The sequence below is a fragment of the Pseudarthrobacter sulfonivorans genome (assembly GCF_014712225.1).
GTDB classification, from domain to species: Bacteria; Actinomycetota; Actinomycetes; order Actinomycetales; family Micrococcaceae; genus Arthrobacter; species Arthrobacter sulfonivorans.
In genome coordinates this window covers 159,044-175,585 of the sequence record NZ_JACXBW010000002.1, presented here as the reverse complement: position 1 = coordinate 175,585, position 16,542 = coordinate 159,044, and the positions used below count along the sequence as shown (strand labels likewise).

16 protein-coding genes and 1 pseudogene are annotated in these 16,542 nt (G+C 67.0%); 12 read left to right on the top strand and 5 right to left on the bottom strand.

The features are described from left to right. Positions 1–59: 59 nt before the first annotated feature. The 3 genes and pseudogenes from IAQ70_RS03130 to IAQ70_RS03125 all read left to right on the top strand — a co-directional run bounded on the left by IAQ70_RS03130 (position 60) and on the right by IAQ70_RS03125 (position 2,156). Positions 60–1,457, top strand: coding sequence for an NAD(P)-binding domain-containing protein (locus IAQ70_RS03130; RefSeq protein ID WP_190987850.1), 1,398 nt, complete (start codon positions 60–62; stop codon positions 1,455–1,457). 111 nt (positions 1,458–1,568) lie between these two features. Continuing rightward, a pseudogene (locus IAQ70_RS23005) lies at positions 1,569–1,724 on the top strand (TetR family transcriptional regulator); the annotation flags it as partial. Positions 1,725–1,730: 6 nt separating this feature from the next. Next, positions 1,731–2,156 (top strand): TetR/AcrR family transcriptional regulator, encoded by a 426-nt coding sequence (locus tag IAQ70_RS03125; protein ID WP_263406480.1) that lies wholly within the window; start codon positions 1,731–1,733, stop codon positions 2,154–2,156. A 107-nt stretch (positions 2,157–2,263) separates the two neighbouring features. On the opposite strand, the gene IAQ70_RS03120 is transcribed toward IAQ70_RS03125, so the two are convergent. The 5 genes from IAQ70_RS03120 to pdxA all read right to left on the bottom strand — a co-directional run bounded on the left by IAQ70_RS03120 (position 2,264) and on the right by pdxA (position 7,124). Next, on the bottom strand, positions 2,264–2,641 hold the full coding sequence (locus IAQ70_RS03120) for a cupin domain-containing protein (protein WP_190987848.1): 378 nt from the start codon (positions 2,639–2,641) through the stop codon (positions 2,264–2,266). Between the two features lie 48 nt (positions 2,642–2,689). Then, on the bottom strand, positions 2,690–3,049 hold the full coding sequence (locus IAQ70_RS03115; RefSeq protein WP_190987847.1) for a cupin domain-containing protein: 360 nt from the start codon (positions 3,047–3,049) through the stop codon (positions 2,690–2,692). A 161-nt stretch (positions 3,050–3,210) separates the two neighbouring features. Next, complete coding sequence (locus IAQ70_RS03110) at positions 3,211–3,621, bottom strand: cupin domain-containing protein (RefSeq protein WP_223858734.1); 411 nt, start codon at positions 3,619–3,621, stop codon at positions 3,211–3,213. Between the two features lie 256 nt (positions 3,622–3,877). Beyond that, positions 3,878–4,657, bottom strand: a complete 780-nt coding sequence (locus tag IAQ70_RS03105) for a DeoR/GlpR family DNA-binding transcription regulator (protein WP_190987846.1) — start codon at positions 4,655–4,657, stop codon at positions 3,878–3,880. A gap of 64 nt (positions 4,658–4,721) precedes the next feature. Then, on the bottom strand, positions 4,722–7,124 hold the full coding sequence (gene pdxA, locus IAQ70_RS23135) for a 4-hydroxythreonine-4-phosphate dehydrogenase PdxA (protein WP_190987845.1): 2,403 nt from the start codon (positions 7,122–7,124) through the stop codon (positions 4,722–4,724). A gap of 190 nt (positions 7,125–7,314) precedes the next feature. On the opposite strand from pdxA, the gene IAQ70_RS03095 reads away from it, so the two are divergent. From IAQ70_RS03095 to IAQ70_RS03055, 9 genes are read left to right on the top strand one after another with little or no spacing between them, the layout of a single operon-like run. Then, a complete protein-coding gene (locus IAQ70_RS03095) occupies positions 7,315–8,889 on the top strand; it encodes an ABC transporter substrate-binding protein (protein ID WP_190987844.1) in 1,575 nt (524 codons plus the stop codon). A 3-nt stretch (positions 8,890–8,892) separates the two neighbouring features. Then, entirely contained in the window at positions 8,893–9,828 is a 936-nt protein-coding gene (locus IAQ70_RS03090; protein WP_190987843.1) for an ABC transporter permease, read from the top strand. Beyond that, positions 9,825–10,754, top strand: coding sequence for an ABC transporter permease (locus tag IAQ70_RS03085; protein ID WP_190987842.1), 930 nt, complete (start codon positions 9,825–9,827; stop codon positions 10,752–10,754). Before IAQ70_RS03090 ends, IAQ70_RS03085 begins: the two co-directional genes overlap by 4 nt. 1 nt (position 10,755) lies before the next feature. Then, positions 10,756–11,745, top strand: a complete 990-nt coding sequence (locus tag IAQ70_RS03080; RefSeq protein WP_190987841.1) for an ABC transporter ATP-binding protein — start codon at positions 10,756–10,758, stop codon at positions 11,743–11,745. After that, positions 11,738–12,568, top strand: coding sequence for an ATP-binding cassette domain-containing protein (locus IAQ70_RS03075; RefSeq protein WP_190987840.1), 831 nt, complete (start codon positions 11,738–11,740; stop codon positions 12,566–12,568). The genes IAQ70_RS03080 and IAQ70_RS03075 overlap by 8 nt, the downstream gene beginning before the upstream one ends. A 43-nt stretch (positions 12,569–12,611) precedes the next feature. Continuing rightward, positions 12,612–13,601: an aldo/keto reductase gene (locus IAQ70_RS03070; RefSeq protein ID WP_190987839.1), complete on the top strand. Its 990-nt coding sequence runs from the start codon at positions 12,612–12,614 to the stop codon at positions 13,599–13,601. 57 nt (positions 13,602–13,658) lie between these two features. Further along, a complete protein-coding gene (locus IAQ70_RS03065) occupies positions 13,659–14,447 on the top strand; it encodes an HpcH/HpaI aldolase family protein (RefSeq protein ID WP_190987838.1) in 789 nt (262 codons plus the stop codon). Positions 14,448–14,452: 5 nt separating this feature from the next. Then, positions 14,453–15,718: a sialidase family protein gene (locus tag IAQ70_RS03060; protein ID WP_190987837.1), complete on the top strand. Its 1,266-nt coding sequence runs from the start codon at positions 14,453–14,455 to the stop codon at positions 15,716–15,718. Next, entirely contained in the window at positions 15,711–16,388 is a 678-nt protein-coding gene (locus IAQ70_RS03055) for an SDR family NAD(P)-dependent oxidoreductase (RefSeq protein WP_190987836.1), read from the top strand. The genes IAQ70_RS03060 and IAQ70_RS03055 overlap by 8 nt, the downstream gene beginning before the upstream one ends. The last annotated feature ends 154 nt before the right edge of the window (positions 16,389–16,542 follow it).

The following is a 16,542-nucleotide window of genomic DNA, read 5'->3' as shown; positions in this document are numbered from 1 at the left end:
CGCAACCCCAACCACTACGCCTTTCAAGGTGAACCATAATTTTTGAAAAGGAGAGCAGCATGACTTTACGAGTCGGAATCATCGGTGCGGGACCCAGCGGCCTGGCACAACTGCGGGCTTTTGAATCGGCACGCCAGAAAGGCGCGGAAATCCCCGAGATCCTGTGCTTTGAAAAGCAGGACGACTGGGGCGGCCAGTGGAACAACAGCTGGCGGATCGGGCTGGACGGATACGGTGAGCCGGTCCACTCCAGCATGTATCGCCACCTATGGTCCAACGGGCCCAAGGAGTGCCTGGAATTCTCCGACTACTCCTTCGATGAGCACTTCGGCCGCCCGATTTCCTCCTTCCCGCCCCGGGAAGTCCTCTTCGACTACATCAAGGGCCGCGTGGAAAAGTCCGACGTCCGCCAGTACGTCAGGTTCAACACCGTTGCCCGCCACACCAGCTACAACCAGGACACCCAGGAATTCACGGTGACGGTGGAGGACCTCAAGACGGGCCTGACGGAAACCCACGTGTTCGACAAACTGGTGGTGGCCACCGGCCACTTCCACGTCCCTGCCGTGCCGGAATTCAAGGGCATCAAAACCTTCCCCGGCGAAGTGATGCACGCCCACGATTTCCGCGGGGCCGAGCGCTTCTACGGCAAGAAGCTGCTCATGATCGGCAGCAGCTACTCCGCCGAGGACATCGGCATGCAGTCCCACAAGATGGGCGCGGCATCCATCACCCTCAGCTTCCGCAGCACCCCCATGGCCTACCACTGGCCGGAAAACACCACCGAACGCCCGCTGGTGACCCGCTTCGAAGGCAGCACCGCCTACTTCAGTGACGGCACCCATGACGACTTTGACGCCGTCGTGCTCTGCACCGGATACCAGCACAAGTACCCGTACCTGCCCAGCGAACTGTCCCTGAAATCCCCGAACGTCCTCTACCCGGGCAACCTCTACAAGGGCGTGGTTTGGCAGCAGAACACCAACCTCTTCTATCTTGGCGCGCAGGACCAGTACTACACCTTCAACATGTTCGACGCCCAGGCCTGGTTCGCCCGCGACGTCATGACCGGCAAGATCACGCTCCCGTCCCTCGCCGAACGCGAGGCGGACATCCAGCTGTGGCTCGAACGCCAGGCCGCGCTGCCTGACCACGACGCCGAAGCGGACTTCCAGACCGACTACCTGCGGGAACTCATTGACTCCACTGACTACCCGCCCTTCGACCTGGACGCAGTCTGCCAGCTGTTCAAGGACTGGATGCGCCACAAGCACGATGACATCCTGGGCTACCGCGACATGCTGCACCGCTCAGTAGTCACCGGCACCATGGCCACCAAGCACCATACGCGGTGGATCAACGCCATGGACGACTCCATGGAGCGGTACCTTAACGGCCCCTCCCAGGACCTCGACACTACGCCCGACATCCTCACCGAGACCGCAGCCGCGGTCTAACTGCAAACCAAAACGGCCGCCGGCCGTCCCGATGCGAGCCGCCCCAATGGTCCAACAACCCGTTGGACCATTGGGGCGGTCCGCCGGTAACCGTTGAAAGGGGGAGTGGTTATGCGGATATCCTCCGGGGAAAGAAAAGAACAGCTGATTGCTGCCACCGTTGAACTAATGCGCCGAGAGGGCATTCAATCGGTGACCATGCGGGCCATTGCCAAGGAAGCCCGCGCTCCATTGGCCACGGCCCACTATTGCTTTAGTGATAAAGACGAACTCATGGACAAGGCCGCCGAGGCCTGGCTGAAGAACCTGAGCCGCTTCTCCAGTGACGTCCCGGTTCACCTGGGTCTGCGCAAGGCCGTGGAGCAGCTTGCCGAAGGGTACTGGCGCGCACTGGAGGAGGAACCGGCCAGCATTCTTGCCGAGATCGAACTCATCCTCTGGGCCACACGCAACGCCGCCGCCAGCCCGCTGGCCGGGAAGATCTACCCCGCCTACGAAGTGGAGCTGGGCCGCATTTTTTCCTCCGCCGCCCAGGGCAACGGGGAGCAGTGCCTCATTAGCTTCCCGAGACTGGTGAGGGCCTTCCTGATGATTTACGACGGCGCCGCCCTCCAGTACATGACCGACCCGAACGCTGCGGACTACAGCACGCAGTTCTTCATGATGGTTGATGCCCTCCTGGCCAAAGCCGGCGTTTAGGCGCTCGGGGACTTTTTCCCACGGCTGCCCTGGTTGCCGTGGTTGCCCTTGGTTGGTAGCCGCCGCCTTGGTGCGGCGGCTACGAACCAAGGCTGCTGTGGGCTTGCCTAGGACATGGAGCCGTGGGCGGTGAAGAAGCCCAGGCCGTAGTCGGGGGTTTCGAAGGTGATTTCTGATCCCTTGGGGAAGAACAGCACGTCGCGTTCCTTGGCGCGGGTCACTTCGCCGGTTTTACGGTCGGTGAGGATGAACTCGCCCTTGACCACGACTTTCATTTCATCGCAGCTGTAGGTGTAGACCAAGGGTTCGGAGGCTTTGAGCTCGAAGAACCCGGAGCTCATGACGGAACCCTCGGGGTGGGTGAGGGAGTCGGCGATTGCGGCGTCGCAGCCGGGGACGTTCATGGACGGCAGTCCGAGGTAGCCGTTTTCTACTTTGTAGATCGCGCCGGCCTTGCTGAGTGTTCCTACTGTGAGGGCTTCCATGGTTTCTCCTTTGGGTGAGGGTGATGTGGTGATGGTCTGACGGGTGGCTTAGAAGATGACGTAGAGCTTGCGCAGGGTCTCGTGGATTTCCCAGTTGCCGCTCCAGCCGCGGGGGATAAAGATGGTGTCGCCGGGGCCGATGAACTGGGGCTCGCCGCCATCGGCAGTGATGGTCATGGAGCCTGAGAGCACGTGGACGAACTCGTTGGTTTCCAGAACCCAGCGGGAAGGTCCTGCGGTGCATTCCCAGATGCCGGATTCGGTTCCGTTGTCCTCTTTCCAGAGGTAGTTGCCGCGGGTGTCCATCTGCGGTCCGGTGGCTTCGGGGCAGGGGCCCCAGTCATCGAGGTCCGTGATGTTGGCCGCGTCGCGGATGAGGCTGGCGGTGATGGAAGCTGTTGCGGTCATGGTGGTGCCTTTCGTGAGGGGTTGCCGTTTGGACCGGCAGGTCTGTGCGGGGTTTGGTGGAGCCCAGAGCCCAGAGCCCAGAGCCCAGAGCCCAGAGCCCAGAGCCCAGAGCCCAGAGTTCAGAGCCCAGAGCTCAGTGCTCAGTGCTCGGAGCTAAGTGCTCAGAGTTCGGAGTAGCGGAAGGAGTGGGATTCCAGGCCTTCGGGGTTGGGTCCGTAGATGGTGACCATCCGGGCGTAGACGGGTGCCCAGTACCGGCCCACCCCGCCGGGATTGACCCGGGCCGAGTCGCCCGGCCGCAGGATGACCGTCTTGCCCTGGCTCTCAATGTGGAGCTCGCCTTCCAGCACGAACGCGGTCTCGCTGTGCGGGTGGAAGTCCTCCCAGGCACGGGAATCCAGCGTCCATTCCGAGAGGATAAAGTCATCCCAGGCGCCCACCGGATGGGCATTGATGAACCGGCACTGCAGCCGCCCCCATTCGCCGCCCAGGGCCTTCAGGGGCTGCGCCGCACAAAAATCGATTGCGTTGCCCGTCGTCACTGCCGGGGTCTGCTCTATGACTGCACCCATGGCTACACCGTTTCCTCTGAGTCCGGAAATCATCGTCAAGACACACGCTCCGATGGGTACAGCCACTTCGCTTCATCGTGAGGTGGATCACTTGCTGTGACAAGAATTACATGGACGCATGTTCAAGTCAACCGTTCGTGTTGAAGATTTTGGTTGCCCTCAAAACCGCCTTGGAAAGCCCGGGAGGCGGGCCGCGTTAGCCGTGCGTTTTCAGTGATTATTTCGGCGGGAGTGTCCGCCTTTGTCCAGGCCGGACTCAGCCGACGGACGAAACCGCAGCCACCTCAACCTCAACCCCCGCATCCCTGAACTTCTGCACCTGCTCGGGATCGGCGCCGTCGTCCGTCACCAAGGTCCACGGCAAAGCCAAACGGGCCCAGGCATGAAAAGGCCGCAGCCCGAGCTTCGACGAGTCAGCCAGGACATAAACAGCCGTCCCGCGCCGGGCCATCAGCTCCTTGAGCCGGGTCTGGGCGTGGTCGGCCTCGCAGATGCCGTCCTCGGCGGTGACGGCGTCGGCGCCCAGGAACACCCGGTCAAAGCTCATCCGCTCCAGCGCCGCCTCGGCCAGCGGCCCCACAAAACTCTGCGAAACGCTCCGCAGCCGGCCGCCCAGGCAGTCCACCTCGATGCCCTCGGACTCGGCCAGTTCCTGCATGGTGTTGATGCCCGGCGTGGTCACCGACAACCGATCGAACCCGCGCAGCTCGTGGGCCAAGGCACCGACGGTGGAGCCGGCGTCGAGCAGGATGTTCTCCCCGGGCACGATCACGGACGCCGCCCAGCGGGCGATCGCATGCTTCTGCTCAAACGCCTCGCCGGTGCGCTGCCGCAGCGAGGCCTCCGGGTGCGCGCCCAGGGCCATGGCGCCGCCGTAGGTGCGGGCCAGCCGGCCCTGCCCGTTCAGCAGCGCCAGGTCGCGGCGGATGGTGGAGGCCGTCACCTCGAACCGGGCGGACAGTTCCTCCACGGAGGCCAGGCCGGTGGTCACGGCAAGGTGGTAGATCTCCTCGCGCCGCGCGTTTGCGCTCAGCATTCCCGGTCTCCTTCGCGTGGGCGTGGTTACCATGCTAGTTCCGGCCCCCGGTAAAACAGTGCCGCTACACGGCCACGGCGGGCCGGGTGGCCATCTCCGCCGCCTGGTGCAGCGCCTCCACCATGGACCGCGAATCGGCGATTGCCTTGCCCGCGATGTCGAAGGCGGTGCCGTGGTCCACGGATGTGCGGATCACCGGCAGGCCCACCGTGATGTTCACGCCGGCCTCGATGCCTAGCACCTTCACCGGGCCGTGCCCCTGGTCGTGGTACATGGCCACCACCAGGTCGTAATCCCCGCGGCCGGCCAGGAAGAACAGGGTGTCCGCCGGCAGCGGGCCGGTCACGTCGATGCCGTCCGCCTGTGCAGCCTTCACACCGGGTTCGATCTTTTCCGCTTCCTCGCCCTGGCCGAACAGGCCGTTCTCGCCGGCGTGCGGGTTGATGGCGCAGACGCCGATCTTCGGGTTCGGGATGCCGGCCCGGACCAGGGCCTCGTGGCCGCGGCGGATGGTGCGCTCCACCAGGTCCGGGTTGATCTTGCGGATGGCGTCCATCAGCCCGATGTGCGTGGTCACGTGGATCACCCGGATCTTGGGCGTGGAGAGCATCATGGACACTTCCTCCGTGCCCGTCAGGTGCGCCAGCAGTTCGGTGTGCCCGGGGAAAATGTGCCCGGCCGAGTGCAGTGCCTCCTTGTTCAGCGGCGCCGTGCAGATGGCCTGCACCTTCCCGGCCATCGCCAGCTCGCTGGCCACCCGGATGTATTCGTACGCGGCGTGCCCGGCCACGGGGGAGAGCTGGCCCCAGACCAAGTCCTCCGGCAGCAGCGCCAGGTCGATCACGTTCACCCGCCCCGGCGTGAACACCGCGTCCTCCACGTTCTCAATGCTCTGGATGTCCGCCTCGATGCCCAGGATGTCCGCGGCCTGGCGCAGGCGCAGCGCGTCGCCGATCACCACGGGCCGGCACTCGGCGTTGCTCTGCGGATCCAGCACGGCGGCCACCACCACCTCCGGCCCCACCCCGGCGCCGTCGCCCATGGTCACGGCCACGTAGGGGAGGCTCTTCTGGTCGGCTGTGCTTGCTGCTTCGGTGGTCATGTCTGCTCCAGATCGTTCGGAAGTCTTGCTGGGGAGGGTGGTGGCGGGAGCCTGCGCGGACTGGCCGCGGCGCTCCCGGATTGCGTCGTAAAGCTGCAGGAGGGCCAGGTCGTCGCCGAAGCTGCCGGGCTTGGTGCCCACCAGCGTCCCGTCATTGGCGCGGCTGAGCACCGCCCCGTGCTGCACGGCCGCGAGCGGCACCAGGCTGTGGCGGCCGACGGCGTCCAGGACTTCCCGGGCCGTCTCGCCGCCGGTGAGGATCAGGTCAGTTGTTGTTGCCTTTGCTGCCTCGGCGGCGAAGGTGGACAGGGCCTGGACGATGCTCGCTGCTCTTGCGGGGTCCACTTTGCCTGCGGCCAGGGTGACGGCCACGTTGGTGCCCGCCCTCAGCGCCTGCTTCGTTTCCTCGAGCTGCGGCCCGTAGGCTCCGGTTGCGCCGGCGTACTGCGGGTGCAGCCTGATGACGGTGAAGCCCTGCGTTTCCAGCTGGGCCAATTGCGCCTGCGCCGTGCCGGAGGCGGAGCCGACGACGGCGAGCACCGGCTTGGCGGCTCCCTGCGGTTCCGCGGTGCTTGCTTGAGCTCTAACACCAACTTGCGCACTTCGCGCAACTTGTGCGGCGAGGCGCTGCGCGAGGACGTCCGCGGTTCCGCCGGTGCCGACCAGCACAATGCGGCGACCTCCGATTTCGAAGTTCAGCTCCAGCAGGGCGTCGACCACGGACTCCAGGTCCTGGACCGTTTCGCCGTCGGCCACCACCAGGGTGGGCTGGTCGGATTCCAGGAACCCTGCCAGCGTCATGGGCAGCGAGCCGGACCGGACGTCGGCCAGGCTCAAGGTCTGCACCGAGGCCCCATCCTCAGGGCAAAGCAGGGAAGGAATATCTGCCGGCGGGGCCGACAGTTCGGCCTGCCACAGCTCGGTCTCCGCCAGGGCAACTCCGGCAGCGAACGGCCTGCCATTCTGGACCGTGCGCTGCAGCTGGGGGAGTGCCCCGGCAACAACGGCATGGAATCCCAGGCCAGTCAGCGCGGCAACTTCCGCGCGGACGTTCCCGCGCCAGAGCGAGTCGATCTTCTTGAAGAGGACCTGTGCACCCGACGCCGCGGCACCGGAGAAAGCTTCTGTGGCCAGCGCTTCCGCGGCCGACTCGGCAAGCCCGCGCGAATGCGTATCGGCCACCACCACGTCGGTGACGTGCCCGGCAAAGGAGGCGCCGCCGTCGTGCGTTCCCGGAAGAACGGCCGGTCCCGGAAGAACGTGCGTTCCAAGCAGTACGTGCGTGGACAGCCCGTGCTGCACAAAGCAGTAGCCAACCTCGGCGGCGCCGGAGAAATCGTCGGCCTGCACAAATACGGAAGCCACATTGCTCCTCTCGCGTCATTGTTGGCTGGGACCCCGCCGGACAGCGGGATGCTTTCCAACATCATGACACGGTTGCGCGAATCACGCTAGAGGGGTTGCGCAATTTGCGCAGGAGTGGCAAAGTGATGGACACAACATTCGGCGCAGCCAACCGGCCGGCCGCCGACCCCGATCAACCGAGAGGTCAACGATGACCGTTCTTCCTCAAGGACGTGAGATTTCCCGCCGCAGCCTGCTGCAGTTTGGCGCCGCCGCCGGGTTTCTCCTGGGCACCGGCAGCCTCGCAGGCTGTGCCGGCCCCACCGGCCTGCCGGGACCCAGCACCCTGACCCTGGCCCTCAACCGGTCCCTGGTCAGCCTGGACAACAAGCTCAACCAGTTCGACGCCGCCGTCACCGTGCAGCGCTCGGTCCGCCAGGGCCTCACCGCCATCGGCCCCGAAACCAAGCCCGTCCTGGTCCTGGCCGAACGCTTCGAGATGACCGGCCCCACCGAGTGGACCGTCACGCTCCGCGAAGGCATCCGCTACTCGGACGGCAGCCCCGTCAGGATCGAGGACGTGGCCACGGCGCTGAAGATGTACAAGCAGGTGCAGGGCTCCTTCGTGGCAGGCTTCTTCCCCGAGTTCCCCGAGGTGGTGCCGGTGGACGAGCGCACCTTCAAGATGGTGTCCAAGAAGCCCGTCCCCATCCTGGACTCGCTCATGAGCATGATCCTGATTACCCCGGCCGCGCAGAACAAGCCGGAGGAACTGCAGGAAGGCGTGGGCACCGGCCCGTACGTCGTCACCAAGTTCAACCGCGGCGCCGGCACCTACAGCCTGGCCCGCAACGAGAACTACTGGGGCCCCACGCCCGAGGTGGAGAACGTGGAAGTCCGGTTCCTCCCCGAGGAATCCAGCCGCGTCATCGCGCTGCGCAGCGGCGAGGTGGACATCATCGACTCCATCACGCCCGATTCGCGCGAACAGCTCGCCGGACTCCCCGGCGTCGAGCTCGAAGAGGCATCCAGCCTCCGCCTGAACCAGATCTTCTACAACTTCCGCAAGCCCGCCGGCCACCCGCTCGCCGACGTCCGCGTCCGCGAAGCCCTCAGCTGGGCGATCGACGGCAACGCGCTGGTGAAGGACGTGCTGGTGGACTCCGTCAGCGCGGCCGAGGGCGTCACGCCGGGCAGCCTCACCGGGTACCACAAGACCGGCACCTACACCTACGATCCGGCGAAGGCCAAGGCCCGGCTCGCCGAGCTCGGCGTCAAGGACCTCACCCTGAAGATCATCTGGGAAACCGGCGAGTTCGCCTCCGACACCTCCGTGATGGAGGCCCTGGTGGAGATGTTCGGCGCCATCGGCGTAAAGACCGAGCTGCAGCAGTTCGAACCCGGCGGCAACATCCTGGCCTGGCGCCAGGGCAAGCAGGGCGACTGGGACCTGCTGGGCAACGGCTTCAGCAGCCCCACCGGCCTGGCCATCACCATGATGCAGGGCATGTACGCGGGCACCCCCGAAAAGGAAGCCACCCGCGACACCTACCAGGGCTACGTCTTCCCGGAGGTGCAGGCCAAGATCCAGGCTGCCTCCTCCGAGGTGGACGCCACGCGCCGGCAGGAACTGCTCGCCGTGGCACAGCAGGCCATCTGGGACACCTGGCCCTGCGCCTGGGCGTTTGTGCCCAAGTCCGTCCTCGCCCACCGCCAGCGGGTGTCCGGCATCAGCCTGGCTCCCACCAACTCCTACCCGCTCGTTGATGCACGGCTGGAGGCCTAAGCCATGACGAACTACATCCTGAAGCGCCTGGGACAGGGCCTGCTGACCGTGTTCCTGACGGTGTCCACCGTGTTCATCCTGATCCGCATGGCCCCGGGCGATCCGGCCGTGTCCTACGCCGGACCGCTGGCCACCACCGAGCAGCTGGACAACGTCCGCGAACAGTTCGGCCTGAACAAGTCCCTGCTGGAGCAGTACTGGATCTTCCTGCAGCAGCTGCTGACCGGCAACCTGGGCACGTCCTACTCCTTCCAGGCCCCCGCCATGCAGGTGGTGGCCGAGCGGATGCCGTACACGCTGACCCTGGCGACGGCGTCCATCCTCCTGACCGCCGTGGTGGCCATCCCGCTGGGCGTGTGGATGTCCCGCCGCCCGGACACCGGCCGCGAATTCGGCGTCAACGTGCTCACCATCGCCGGTCAGTCCATGCCCGACTTCTGGACCGGCATCATGCTCCTCACCGGCTTCGCCGTGCTGATTCCTGTCTTCCCGGCCTCCGGGTTCGCCACCTGGGGCGGGCTGGTCCTGCCGACCATCACCATCGCCATCCTGCAGATCGCCCTGATCTCCCGGATGGTCCGGCGCGAAATGACCGCCAACTTCGCCGCCCCATACCTCACGGTGGCCCGCTCCCGCGGTGTCCGGAACTCCGTGCTCACGTGGCGCTACGCCATGGGCAACTCGGCCATCCCGGTCTTCACCGCCCTGGGCACCCGGTTCGCCGCCATGCTCAACGGCGTGGTCGTCGTCGAGGTGGTGTTCGCCTGGCCCGGCGTCGGCTCCCTGATCGTGCGGGCCCTGGAGACCCGCGACTACCCCCTCATCCAGGCCACGGTCCTCCTCACCGCACTCCTGGCCGTGGGTGTGCAGCTACTCATCGACCTCGCCTACCCGCTTCTTGATCCCCGCGTTCGTCTTGGAAAGGCGGCAACAGCATGAGCCTCGATACGGCAACCGCCGGAACCCCCGCAGCGCAGCCGGCCCGGCAGCCGAGCCCCAGCGCCGTCACCAAGGCGGACATCGCCGCAGCAGGCGCCACCCGCCGTCGTAAGGCCGCGAAGACCAAGCTCATCGTGGGCGCCGTCTGCACCCTGCTGGTGATCATCCCCATCATCCTGGCCAACGTGCTCCCGCTGCCGGACGCCAACTTCCAGGACCTCTCCGCCCGGCGCCTGCCGCCGTTCACCGACGGGCACCTGTTCGGCACCGACCAGCTGGGCCGCGACCTCCTCTCCCGCGTGCTGCATGGCGGCCAGGTCTCGCTGACCATCGGCCTGCTGGCCGTGCTGGTCTCCGGCGCCATCGGCATCATCCTCGGCTCGGCCGCCGGCTACTTCGGCGGCTGGGTGGACACCATCGTCTCCCGCGTCCTCGAGGCCCAGATGTCGCTGCCGCTGCTCATGATGCTGCTGCTCGTGGTGGCGCTGTTCGGCCCCTCCATCCCGGTGATCACCTTCGTGATCGCCATCGCCCAATGGCCCGAAGTCGCCCGCCTCACCCGCTCCATGGTGCTGGTGGAACGCGAAAAGCCGTACGTCTCCGCGGCTAGGATCCTGGGCCTGCACCGGATCCAGATCCTCATCCAGCACATCATCCCCAACGTCATCAAGCAGGCCACCCTGGTGGTCCTGCTCCTGCTGGCCCAGGCCGTGCTGCTCGAGTCCGCGCTCAGCTTCCTCGGCGCCGGCCCGCAGCGCCCCTTCGCCACCTGGGGCCGGATCATCTCCGACGGCCAGGACTACATCACCACCTCCTGGTGGATGGTCACCCTGCCCGGCCTGGTGATCGTGCTCATGGTGGTGGGCGTGAACCTGCTGGGCGACGGCCTGCGCGACCGTCCCCGCCGCAAGAAGAAGGGTGCCTGACATGACTGCACAACCCGCTACCCCTGCGTTCAGCGAGCAGCCCCTCCTGGAGGTCCGCGACTTCCAGGTGGAACTGATCACCGACGCCGGCATCATCCGCGCCGTGGATTCCGTCAGCTTCAGCATCCACCGGGGCGAGACGGTCACCATCATCGGTGAGTCCGGTTCCGGCAAATCGACGACGGCGATGGGCATCCTGCGCCTGCTGCCGGAAGATCTGGCGGTGCTTTCCGGCACCGTGCTGATTGACGGCGTCGACATCAGCGCCGATCCCAAGGCCATCAACAAGGTGCGCGGCAAGACCCTCGCCCTGATCCCGCAGGACCCCATGACGGCGCTGAGCCCGGTCCACTCGATCGGGAACCAGCTCTTCGAGGCCATCCGGATCGCCGGTGCCGCCTCCGCCAAGGACAAGGGCGCGCTGCAGGCCCGGGCAGTCCGGCTGCTGGAGCAGGTGCACATCCCCACCCCGGAGAAGCAGCTCAAGAAGTACCCGCACCAGCTCTCCGGCGGCATGCTGCAGCGTGTGCTGATCGCCATTGCCCTGGCCAGCGAGCCGCAGCTGCTCGTGGCGGACGAGCCGACGTCGGCCCTGGACGTCACCGTGCAGGGCGGCATCCTGGACCTGCTGCTGGAACTGCAGGAACAGCGCGGCATCGGCATCCTGATGATCACGCACGACCTCGGCGTGGCCCGGCTGATCTCGGACCGCATCCACGTGATGAAGGACGGCTCGTTTGTGGAGTCCGGCGAGGTCCAGCAGATCGTGGACCACCCCGCCACCGAATACACCCGGGCCCTGCTGGCCGCGGTGCCGGTGCTGGGGCCGTGGGATGAAACCCCCGCTGCTACCCCGGGCCGCCGCGCTGCCCACGCCGCCGGCACCCCGGCCGCCGGCGGCACCGCCTCCACTGGAGGCGCCGGCTCCACTGGCGGCACCGCCTCCACCACTGACCCAGCCCTGACCCAGACCGGAGCAAGCCATGACTAAGCCGTTCCTCGCCGTCGAAAACCTGGTGGTGGACTACCACGTCCCCGGCGGGACCTTCCGGGCCGTCGACGACGTCTCGTTCTCCGTGGACAAAGGCAAGACGATCGCCGTCGTGGGTGAATCCGGCTGCGGCAAGTCCACCATCGCCAAAGCGCTGATGCGGCTGGTCACCCCCACCAGCGGGCGGATCGACCTGGACGGGACGGACATCGCGTCCATGAGCGAGGCCAAGCTGCGGCCCATGCGCTCCAGGTTCCAGATGGTGTTCCAGGACCCGTACGGCTCGCTGGACCCGCACATGACCGCCCAGGAGATCGTGGCCGAGCCGCTGAAGCTGCAGGGCGTCCGGTCCAAGGCCGAACGGCACAAGGCCGCCGCCAAGCTGATCGACCAGGTGGGCCTGCCCGTCAGGTCCCTGGACAGGCACCCGGCCGAGTTCTCCGGCGGCCAGCGCCAGCGGATCGGGATCGCCCGGGCGCTCGCCTCCAAGCCCGAACTCCTGGTCTGCGACGAGGCCACCAGCGCCCTGGACGTGTCCGTCCAGGCGCAGGTGCTGCGGCTGCTCAAATCCATCCAGGACGAAACCGGCATCACCTACGTGTTCATCTCGCACAACCTTGGCGTGGTGCAGGAAATCAGCGATAGCGTCATGGTGATGCAGAAGGGCAAGCTGGTGGAACACGGCACCACCGCGTCCGTCCTGACCGCCCCCAAGGAGGACTACACCCGCAAGCTCCGCCGCGCCGCGCTGGACCCCGCCACCATGGTTGGCCTGAAACCGCGGCATCTGGTCCGGTCCCTGGCGCTCTCCAACCAGGCCTGAGCCTTTACGTCCTGACAATGACGCAACCACGAGGAATCAACGCATGAGCAAGCAGCCCGAAGGCGCCCAGGTGGACGGCCTGAAACTCCCCATCTCCCGGCTGGTCCTGGGAACCATGACGTTCGGCGACACCGTCGACGAGGCCACCGCGGGACGGATGGTGGAGGCAGCGCTCGAGGCCGGCATCACCACCATCGACACCGCCAACGCCTACGTCGGGGGAACCACCGAGGAGATGCTCGCCCGGCTTCTGAAGGGAAAGCGCGACGGCGTCATCCTGGCTTCCAAGGCCGGCATGCCGCACGCGGACCACGGCTCCCATTCGCCCCTGTCGCCCGCGGGGCTGCGTGCCAGCGTGGAGGGGAGCCTGCGCCGGCTGGGCGTGGACAGCATCGACCTGTTCTACCTGCACCAGCCAGACCGGGCCACGCCTTTGGCTTCGACGCTTTCGACCGTGGCCGAGCTGGCGGCCGAAGGGAAGATCGGCGCGCTGGGCGTGTCCAACTTCGCCGCCTGGCAGATCGCCGACGTGATCCACACGGCGCGTGAAGTGGGCGCGCCGCAGCCCGTCGTCGCGCAGCAGCTCTACAACCTGGTGGCACGCCGGCTGGAGGAGGAATACCTCGAATTCGCGGCCACCCACCACGTGCACACCATGGTCTACAACCCGCTGGGCGGCGGCCTGCTTACCGGCAAGCACAGCTTCGATGCCAAGCCCACCGAAGGCCGCTACGGCGACTCCAAACTGGCCGCCATGTACACCCAGCGCTACTGGGACAAGCAACTGTTCGACGCGATCGGGGAGCTTTCCCGCATCGCTTCCGACGCGGATATCACACTGGCCGAGCTGTCCCTGCGCTGGCTGGCCTACCGTGACGGCGTGGGCTCCATGCTGCTGGGCGGGTCCAAGGTGGAACAGCTCCGGGCCAACATCGCCGCCGTGGCCAACGGCCCGCTGCCGGCCGACGTCGTGGAAGTCTGCGACGCCGTCGGCACCTCGCTGCGCGGACCGATGCCCGCCTACAACCGCTGACCCACTTCTTTCCCGACTGAACCAACTTCTTTCCTGAACCGACACTGAAGGACTCTCATGACCTCCGAACTGGCCCTCGAATTCGCCCGCAAGATCCGTGCCCGTGAGCAGGCGGTGGGCTACTGGGCGGTGCTGGACGCGCCCGTGGCCACCGAACGCATCGGCCGGCTCGGCTACGACTACGTGGCCCTCGACGCGCAGCACGGCCTGCTCGGCTACTCGGGGGTCCTCAACGGGCTGATGGCGATCGACGCCGGGCACACCGCCGTCGGCATGGTGCGGGTGGAGGCCAACGACTTCACCGCGATCGGCAAGGCGCTCGACGCCGGCGCCGTGGGCGTCATCGTCCCGCTCGTCAACAACGCCGAGGACGCCGCCGCCGCGGTTGCCGCCGCGAAGTACCCGCCGCTGGGCGGCCGCTCCTACGGACCGATGCGCTCCGCCCTGCGGATCGGGCCCAAGCCCGCCGACGCCAACGCCACCACGCTGGTGTTCGCCATGATCGAGACGCCGGAGGGGCTGGCCAACGTGAAGGAAATCTGCGGCACTCCGGGCCTGGACGGCATCTACGTGGGGCCGTCTGACCTCGCCATCGCCGTGGGCGCGGCGTACCCCGGGGATCTCGCCGTCGAAACCGAATTCAATGCAGCCCTGGAGACCGTCGCCGAAGCCGCGGCCTCCGCGGGCATCGCCGCCGGCATCCACACCCCCGCGGGGACGGTGGCCGCGCAACGGCTGAAGCAGGGCTACACCTTCACCACGGTGGCCTCCGACCTCACCCACCTGGAACAGATCGCCAAGTCCCACCTCGAGGCCGCCACCAGCGCCGCTACCACCAAGGACTGATTTACGTGCAGAACACCACCACCGACGCGTACAGCACCATCACCCCGGACGGGACCGTGAAGCGGGCGGACGGCGCGGACTTCGCCTACCTCCCGGCGCCCACCGTGCAGAGCCACGCCGCCAACCTGCTCACCCTGCCGGACGGCCGGCTGGGCTGCGTGTGGTTCGGCGGCACCCAGGAAGGCGTGCCGGACATCTCCATCTGGTTCTCCACCCTGGAGCCCGGCAGCAGCCAGTGGTCCGAGCCGGCGCAGCTCTCCGACGACTCCACCCGCTCCGAGCAGAACCCCATCCTGTTCACCGCGCCGGACACTTCGCTCTGGCTGCTCTACACCGCGCAGAAGGCGGGCAACCAGGACACCGCCGAGGTCCGCCGTCGTATTTCCATCGACAGCGGCCGCACCTGGGGCGAGGTGGAAACACTCTTCGCCGCGAACGAAACGGGCGGCGTGTTCGTCCGCCAGCTGCCGGTGGTGCTGCCGTCCGGCCGCCTGATCGTGCCGATCTTCCGCTGCATCACCACGCCGGGGGAGAAATGGGTGGGCAACAGCGACGACAGCGCCGTGATGATTTCGGACGACGCCGGCGCCACCTGGACCGAAACCGTCCTGCCCGGCAGCCTGGGCTGCGTCCACATGAACATCCAGCCCGTGGCCGACGGCTCCCTGCTGGCCCTGTTCCGCAGCCGCTGGGCCGACTCGATCTACGAATCCCGGTCCACGGACGACGGCACCACCTGGAGCGAGCCGGTCCCCACCGAGCTGCCCAACAACAACTCCTCCATCCAGTTTGTTGCGCTCGCCGACGGCCGCCTGGCCCTCGTCTACAACCACAGCCGGGCCGAGGCTTCCACTGAGCGGCGGCTGTCGCTGTACGACGAGATCGACGACGACGGCCTGGCCGAGGAACAGGGGCAGGTGGCCGAGCCCGTGCCGGGCGCTGCTTCTTTGGGCGAGGGCGGCGCCCGCGGCGCCTTCTGGGGCACGCCGCGGTCTCCGATGACCCTGGCGATCTCCGAGGACTCGGGCCGCACCTGGCCAATCCGCCGGAACCTGGACGTGGGGGACGGGTACTGCCTGTCCAACAACTCCCGCGACGGGCTCAACCGCGAATACTCCTACCCGTCCATCCACCAGGGCCCGGACGGCGCCCTGAACATCGCGTACACGTACTTCCGGCAGGCCATCAAGTTCGTCCGGGTGGACCCGCAGTGGGCGTACGAGGGCACGCAGACGCCGGGCGGACTGGAGGACGGCTCGATCAATGACTGAGCAGCATGCAGTCGTGACAGGGTGCAGTTCGGGGATCGGCCTGGCCATAACCCGCCGGCTGCTGGCCGACGGGTGGGCCGTGACCGGCCTGAGCCGGAGCGCAACGTCGCTCGACGGGAAGTTCGAGTGGCTCCAGGCTGACCTCTCCGAGCCCGAGTCTCTGGCCTCTGCTGTGGCGGGCTTGCAGCCGGCCCATGCGCTGGTGCACGCCGCCGGATTCCAGCGGACGGCACCGCTGGGGGAGCTGGACCCGTCCGCTTTGGCCGGAATGTTCGCCGTCCACGTGGCGGCGGCGTCCGTGCTGGCCAATGCTTTGCTGCCGGCCATGCCCGACGGCGGCAGGATCGTCCTGCTGGGCAGCCGCACCTCCACGGGGTCGCCGGGCAAGAGCCAGTACGCCGCCACCAAGGCTGCGCTGATGGGGCTGGGCCGGACCTGGGCGCAGGAGCTCGCGCCGCGGGGGATCACGGTCAACGTGCTCTCCCCGGGCCCGACCGACACCCCCATGCTGAACGACCCCGGCCGTGCGGCCACTCCGGTGCGCATGCCGGCCCTGGGCGCCCTGGTGGATCCCGACGACGTCGCCGCCCTGGCCGCCTTCCTCCTGGGCCCGCACGGCAAGTCCATCACGGGCCAGAACTACGTCATCTGCGGCGGCGCCTCCCTCTAACGGTCCGGTGCCAATGGTTGAGCCCGTCGAACCCCGGAGAACACTCTCTCACTTAATGCGGGTTTTCCCCGGACGCTCTCTCACTTAATGCGGCTTTTCGGGGAACGCTTTCTCACTCGAGGGATGCCCGACGACACTTCGGTGCGACCTCCGC

What these genes read in the sequence shown, in the direction of transcription:
- IAQ70_RS03130 (WP_190987850.1), top strand. Translation starts at nt 60, where the DNA reads ATGACTTTACGAGTCGGAATCATCGGTGCGGGACCCAGCGGCCTGGCA.
- IAQ70_RS03125 (WP_263406480.1), top strand. Translation starts at nt 1,731, where the DNA reads ATGGACAAGGCCGCCGAGGCCTGGCTGAAGAACCTGAGCCGCTTCTCC.
- IAQ70_RS03120 (WP_190987848.1), bottom strand. Translation starts at nt 2,641, where the DNA reads ATGGAAGCCCTCACAGTAGGAACACTCAGCAAGGCCGGCGCGATCTAC.
- IAQ70_RS03115 (WP_190987847.1), bottom strand. Translation starts at nt 3,049, where the DNA reads ATGACCGCAACAGCTTCCATCACCGCCAGCCTCATCCGCGACGCGGCC.
- IAQ70_RS03110 (WP_223858734.1), bottom strand. Translation starts at nt 3,621, where the DNA reads ATGGGTGCAGTCATAGAGCAGACCCCGGCAGTGACGACGGGCAACGCA.
- IAQ70_RS03105 (WP_190987846.1), bottom strand. Translation starts at nt 4,657, where the DNA reads ATGCTGAGCGCAAACGCGCGGCGCGAGGAGATCTACCACCTTGCCGTG.
- IAQ70_RS03095 (WP_190987844.1), top strand. Translation starts at nt 7,315, where the DNA reads ATGACCGTTCTTCCTCAAGGACGTGAGATTTCCCGCCGCAGCCTGCTG.
- IAQ70_RS03090 (WP_190987843.1), top strand. Translation starts at nt 8,893, where the DNA reads ATGACGAACTACATCCTGAAGCGCCTGGGACAGGGCCTGCTGACCGTG.
- IAQ70_RS03085 (WP_190987842.1), top strand. Translation starts at nt 9,825, where the DNA reads ATGAGCCTCGATACGGCAACCGCCGGAACCCCCGCAGCGCAGCCGGCC.
- IAQ70_RS03080 (WP_190987841.1), top strand. Translation starts at nt 10,756, where the DNA reads ATGACTGCACAACCCGCTACCCCTGCGTTCAGCGAGCAGCCCCTCCTG.
- IAQ70_RS03075 (WP_190987840.1), top strand. Translation starts at nt 11,738, where the DNA reads ATGACTAAGCCGTTCCTCGCCGTCGAAAACCTGGTGGTGGACTACCAC.
- IAQ70_RS03070 (WP_190987839.1), top strand. Translation starts at nt 12,612, where the DNA reads ATGAGCAAGCAGCCCGAAGGCGCCCAGGTGGACGGCCTGAAACTCCCC.
- IAQ70_RS03065 (WP_190987838.1), top strand. Translation starts at nt 13,659, where the DNA reads ATGACCTCCGAACTGGCCCTCGAATTCGCCCGCAAGATCCGTGCCCGT.
- IAQ70_RS03055 (WP_190987836.1), top strand. Translation starts at nt 15,711, where the DNA reads ATGACTGAGCAGCATGCAGTCGTGACAGGGTGCAGTTCGGGGATCGGC.